4 protein-coding genes are annotated in these 4,837 nt (G+C 53.4%); 3 read left to right on the top strand and 1 reads right to left on the bottom strand.

The genetic code is table 11. The features are described 5' to 3' along the window. The first annotated feature begins 126 nt into the window (after nucleotides 1-126). A complete protein-coding gene (locus tag FJ147_27215; protein ID MBM4259575.1) occupies nucleotides 127-666 on the top strand; it encodes a hypothetical protein in 540 nt (179 codons plus the stop codon). 70 nt (nucleotides 667-736) lie between these two features. Here FJ147_27215 and FJ147_27210 read toward each other — a convergent pair whose 3' ends face one another. Beyond that, nucleotides 737-928, bottom strand: a complete 192-nt coding sequence (locus FJ147_27210; GenBank protein ID MBM4259574.1) for a hypothetical protein — start codon at nucleotides 926-928, stop codon at nucleotides 737-739. A 314-nt stretch (nucleotides 929-1,242) separates the two neighbouring features. Here FJ147_27210 and FJ147_27205 point away from each other — a divergent pair, with 314 nt between their 5' ends. Continuing rightward, a complete protein-coding gene (locus FJ147_27205; protein MBM4259573.1) occupies nucleotides 1,243-3,657 on the top strand; it encodes a CoA transferase in 2,415 nt (804 codons plus the stop codon). A 260-nt stretch (nucleotides 3,658-3,917) separates the two neighbouring features. Further along, nucleotides 3,918-4,718, top strand: coding sequence for a 2-(1,2-epoxy-1,2-dihydrophenyl)acetyl-CoA isomerase (locus FJ147_27200; protein ID MBM4259572.1), 801 nt, complete (start codon nucleotides 3,918-3,920; stop codon nucleotides 4,716-4,718). Nucleotides 4,719-4,837 lie beyond the last annotated feature (119 nt).

The raw sequence follows: 4,837 nt of genomic DNA, 5'->3' as shown, positions 1-4,837 counted from the left end.
ATCATCGCGTGTTCCCTTCTCTCTCCCTGAACTTGAGTTTCTCCCCACGACACGCGCCTATCTCAGCAGAACCCGCGAAATCATGAAAGATTCAGACCTTTACAGGGATGGGCGTATCTGGCCTACTTGGCCGAAGCACTCGGAATTGCAGGACAGCCGGACGACGGGCTTGCTACCCTGGCTGAAGCGGAGGACCACATCCGTCGCTCCGGAGAGCGGTTTTACGAAGCGGAAGTATATCGGCTACGAGGAGAGCTGACGCTTCAACAGGCAAATCAACAGGCAACAGGCAACAGGCAAAAAGCAAAAATAAGGACTGGGGACTGGGGGCTAGGGGTTGGTCCCTCTTTCCCACAAGCCCCTAGTCTCAAGCCTCTAGTCCCAGAGGTGGTGGTGCGGGAAGTGGAGGAGTGCTTCCTCAAAGCCATTGCCGTTGCCCAAGAGCAGCAGGCCAAACCGTTTGAACTGCGCGCGACGATGAGCCTGGTGCGCTTACGACAACAGCAAGCAACGCACGCCACCTCACGTAACACGCAGCACGCAACACGCAGCACGCTCCACGAAGCACACAGAATGTTATCCGACGTCTACAATTGGTTTACCGAAGGGTTTGAGACGAAGGATTTGCAAGAGGCTAAGCAACTGCTTGAGGCAGGGTGCGATTGAGTCAGCGAGGCATTTATTGGCTCTTGGGTTTCGTCTTTTCCAACAAGAGAACATCCCCTCGATTACATACCTAACATTCTTCGTGTTCAGCAAGTCGATGAACTCGCGCACATCGCTCGATAGTTGTCGCATGAGGATGCTCGGATACGATCAATTCAAGAAGCATCTGCAGCTTCTCATTGCCGGACAACGCTTGGTATTCGGTGTATTCTGCCTCTTCGGCTTCAGCAAGGGAACGGAATTTTCGTACAACCTTTTGCATATTCCTCAATTCCAATGAGGAATACCGTATCATGCAGCGACGGGAAAAGGGAGCTTCACAGCATCATGTATTTTCTCGCCCATGCTTACGCTTCGCAGCATCCTCAGCGGCGATCCCCTCTTTTGTTGCGCAGAGATTGTTTCGGTGCCTACACTCATCGCGATGCCGCAAACGCTATGACTCCGCCCATTTTCTTCTCCTCACTCTTCACTCCTCACTGTTTACTGCTCACGGTTCACTTCCGTTACTCTTGTCTCCTCCCCCGCTCATGCTGTAGAGTCGCACGTGCTGAACCTCAATAAGGAGGGATACACGTGCAAGGACTCGAAGGCGTAAAAGTACTTGAACTGGGGAACATGGTGTCGGCGGCCTATGCCACCAAGCTGATGGCTGATCTCGGCGCTGATGTTATCAAAGTCGAAGAACCAACCGGCGATATCGCCCGCCAACGCGGCCCGTTTCCGGGCAATGTCGTTGACCCGGAAAAAAGCGGCCTCTTCCTCTCTCTCAACACCAACAAACGGAGCGTGACCTTAGATTTGCGCCGCGATACTGAGAAGTTGTTGCATCTGGTGTCGCAGGCCGACATCGTTGTCCATAACTACACGCCAGCCGAGATGGCTGAGTATGGCATCGACTACGATCGCTTCCGCCAGGAGAATGCACACTTAGTGATGTGCTCGGTCACGCCGTTCGGTTTGACCGGTCCGTACAAAGATTACAAGTCGTATGAATTGACCATGACGCATGGCGGTGGCTGGGGATGGTTGAGCCCTGGCGCATTAGATGATCCTGAACTCCCACCGCTCAAAGCTGCGGGTCAACAGGCCGATTTCCAAGCGGCGTTGTGTGCAGCGACCGCTACGCTTGCCGCTTATTATCGGATGTTAAATGGTGGCGTGGGAGAACATATCGATCTGTCCGTGCAATCATACACCGCCTCGTTCTTAGAGCAGAATTTTATTTATTATACGTACCTCGACCGTATCGCGTCACGCCTGGGGCGACGACAGCTCTATCCGTGGGGCATGTTCCAGTGCAAAGACGGACTGATCTTCTTACTCAACGTCGAAGAAGACCAGTGGCAACGCTTGGTCGAACTGATGGGCAACCCCGAGTGGGCAAGTTGGGAAATTTTCCAAGACCAGTTGAATCGCGCAAAGAACTACGACGCACTGAAAATCTATCTCGAAGAATGGATGCAAGACTGGACGGTTGATGATCTGTGGCGGGCTGGACAAGCGCGTCGCATCTGCCTCGCGCCGGTATTTACTATGAAGGAAATGTCTACACAAGAGCAACTCCACGCGCGTGAGTTCTTTGTTGATGTAACACATCCAAAGGCCGGAAAATTGTCCCATCTCGGCGCGCCGTACAAATTGACCGAACCGTGGTGGAAGATTCGTCGCCCGGCACCGCTGCTTGGGGAACATAATGAAGAGGCACTTGGTGCAACATCGCTCCGGAAGGGCGTCCCTCCACAAACGGTCAATATCGAAACCAACGGCAAGCAATCGTCTCTTCCACTCTCGGGAGTTCGTGTGGCTGACTTCACCTGGGTGTGGGCTGGACCGTACTGCACAATGCATCTGGCGCACTTGGGAGCGGAGGTCATTAAGATCGAGTCGCAAGGCCGTGTGGATATCACTCGTCGTTTGCCGCTCTATCCCAAAGGTATGAAAGGGGGCGTCAATCGTTCTGGCCTTTTCAATCAATGGAGCATTGGCAAAAAGAGTTTGCTCCTCAACTTCGACAAACCTGAAGGCATGGCGCTGGTCAGAGAGCTGATCAAGAGGAGTGATGTGGTGGTGAACAACTTTGCCACTGGCGTGATGGAGCGACTGGGCTTGAGTTATGAGGAAGTGAAGAAAATCAAGCCAGACATTATTTACGCGTCGATTACTGGCTACGGCCACACTGGTCCGCAACGCGAATACATGGGCTATGGCCCGGCGATGGCGCCGCTGACTGGGATGTCAGCGTTGACTGGCTATGCCGGTGGCCCGCCGCAAGAAGTTGGCCTCTCACTTGGTGATCCGAATGGTGGTATCAATGCCGCGACTGCCATCTGCGCCGCGCTGGCAGCGCGTAAGCGGACCGGCCAAGGACAATGCATCGACACGTCGATGTGGGAAGCGATGACTGCGCTGATGCCCGAAGGCTGGATGGAATACGTGATGAACAACGTGGAGCTGCCACGTGACGGCAATCACGACATCTTCATGGCTCCGCACAATTGTTTCCGTTGCAAAGGTGAAGATGAATGGGTGTCGATTGCCTGTGGTTCAGATGCCGAATGGCAAGCGCTCTGCAAAGCGATTGGCCAGCCGCAGTTGGGAAGTGATGCACGCTTCCGCACCGCCAAAGAGCGCAAAGCCAATGAAGCAGCGCTTGAGCAGATCCTGACTGAGTGGACGTTGCAACGTGATAAGTGGGAAGTGACGCGAACATTACAAGCTGTTGGTGTCGCCGCATTCCCATCAATGAACAGCAAAGACCTCACCGAAGATCCACACCTCAACGAACGTGGCTTCATTGCTAAATTGCCGCATGCTGAAGTCGGCGAACGCATTCACACTGGCATTCCGTGGCTACTGGCCAATTCACCGAATATAATCCAGCGACCCGCGCCATTGCTTGGTGAACATACGGATGAAGTGATGCGCAGTGTGTTTGGCTACAGCGATGAGGTGATTGCCAAGTTGAAAGAAGAGAAGGTGTTGTACTGATCACAAAACATGGGGCTAGAGGCTAGGGACTTGGGGCTTGTGGGGAAGAAAGTTTCTCGTTCCTAGTTTCTGATGCTTCATCTCAAAAGATTTGCGAGATAGAGAATCGTCATTCCGGGCGAGCAACGCGAGACCCGGAATCCAGGAAATTTAAACAGAAGATATGCATTAATTCCCCTGGATTCCCGCTTTCGCGGGAATGACATCACTGCTGACCCCTCAGAGTTAACGTAGTTAACTACTAGTTTTAGGGATTCTTTATGACTTTCCGCCATCTCCTTGTTCACCGCGACGCCGGCATCACCCGCCTTGTCCTCAATCGCCCGGAACGCTTGAACGCGCTCAACGTCCGCGTTGGCGTGGAGTTGCTGCAAGCGCTGGAAGAATGCGACCGTGATGAAAATGTACGAGTTGTGATTCTTACCGGTGCAGGGCGAGCATTTTGTGCTGGTGATGATCTTAAGGGTATGACCGATCCAGGTGAGCCTGATTTTCGCTACAAAGATCCAGCAAAACAATATGTGAAAGGCGAAGGTCGCTGGCCATTGGTGGTGGCGAAGATACGGGCGTTATCCAAACCTGTGATTGCCATGATTAATGGCCATGCCCATGGGGCAGGATTTAATCTCGCACTCGGATGTGATCTGCGTGTCATGGCTGATTCAGCTACGCTCTGCATTCCCTTTGTCAAACGTGGCATCGCCACAGGTACGAGCCTGCTGCAACAATTTGTTGGTATCGGCAAAGCGATGGAATGGGCACTGCTGGCGAAGCAACTGTCTGCACAAGAGGCCGAACGATGGGGATTAGTCAATCGCGTGGTGCCGCTCGCGCAGCTTGAAGAAGCAACGCTGGAATGGGCGCGGGAGTTTGCTGAGGGTCCAACGCTGACCTACGCCTACACCAAAGCCGCAATTATTCATGGCTGGGAAGAAACCTCGCCTGAAGCCGCATACGAACATCAGGGGTATGCACTCTATCTTGCCCAGCAGACCGAAGACTTCAACGAAGGTCGCCGTGCGTTTATTGAAAAGCGGCCACCGAAGTTTCGGGGGCGTTAAGGTAGGGTCGACTCTTTAGGCGGTGGCAGGAAACAACTTACCGCAATAGTGATTGACCGGAGTGGAGAGCCTCTGCACAAGAGCAGGGATGAGAGACGAGACCATTGTGTGCTGGCTTC

The sequence above is a fragment of the Deltaproteobacteria bacterium genome (assembly GCA_016874775.1).
In the GTDB taxonomy this organism is placed as follows: Bacteria; Desulfobacterota; Binatia; order Bin18; family Bin18; genus VGTJ01.
This window is presented reverse-complemented; position numbering and strand designations above follow the sequence as displayed.